The 699-nt window shown below is 61.1% G+C and carries 1 protein-coding gene; it reads right to left on the bottom strand.

Annotation, left to right across the window (positions count from 1 at the left end):
• On the bottom strand, nucleotides 1–674 hold a 674-nt coding region (locus tag IE142_RS35120; RefSeq protein ID WP_229831238.1), incomplete at its 3' end, for an ATP-binding cassette domain-containing protein.
• Nucleotides 675–699: the final 25 nt, after the last annotated feature.

The raw sequence follows: 699 nt of genomic DNA, 5'->3' as shown, positions 1-699 counted from the left end.
TCTCCGACCACGGTATCGTAGCCTTCCGGCATGCTGCGGATGAAGCCGTCCGCGCCGGCGATGGTGGCCATGCGGCGAATGTACTGTTCGTCGTATTCGCGTTGTTCGCCCGCGCCGAAGCTGATGTTGCCGCCGATGGTGTCGGAGAACAGGAACGTGTCTTGCGCCACGACGCACACTTGCGAGCGCAGTGTGGCGAGCGGCCAGTCTCGTGCGTCGACGCCGTCGATGAGCACATGGCCTTCGGTGGGGTCGTAGAAGCGGGAGATGAGGTTGACGAGGGTGGATTTGCCCGCGCCGGTTTCGCCGAGAATGCCGAGTTTGGCGCCTGCCGGCACATGGAAATCCACATCTTCAAGCACGGGGGTGTCCGGTTCGTCGGGGAAGGCGAAGCTGACATGCTGGAAGTCGATGCTGCCTGCGATGCGGGTTGTGTTGGTTGTTGCAGCGGTTGCGGCCGCTGTGCTGGCGTGATTCGCGTCAGCGCTGTCTCCCGGTTTTTCCGTATTTTCCGGCTTTTCCGTAATACGTGACTGAGCGGTGAGCAGTTTGCGGATTTTGATGCAGGATGCGTTGAATCGCTGCCAGTCGTTGATCAGCCATCCGGATTGGCGTACCGGCCCGTCGATCATCCACAGGTAGGAGTTGAACGCCACGAGATTGCCGAGGGTCATGCGCCCGGTGATGACCAGGAATCCG

Source organism: Streptomyces mutabilis, from assembly GCF_014649815.1.
Classification (GTDB): domain Bacteria; phylum Actinomycetota; class Actinomycetes; order Streptomycetales; family Streptomycetaceae; genus Streptomyces; species Streptomyces mutabilis.
This window is presented reverse-complemented; position numbering and strand designations above follow the sequence as displayed.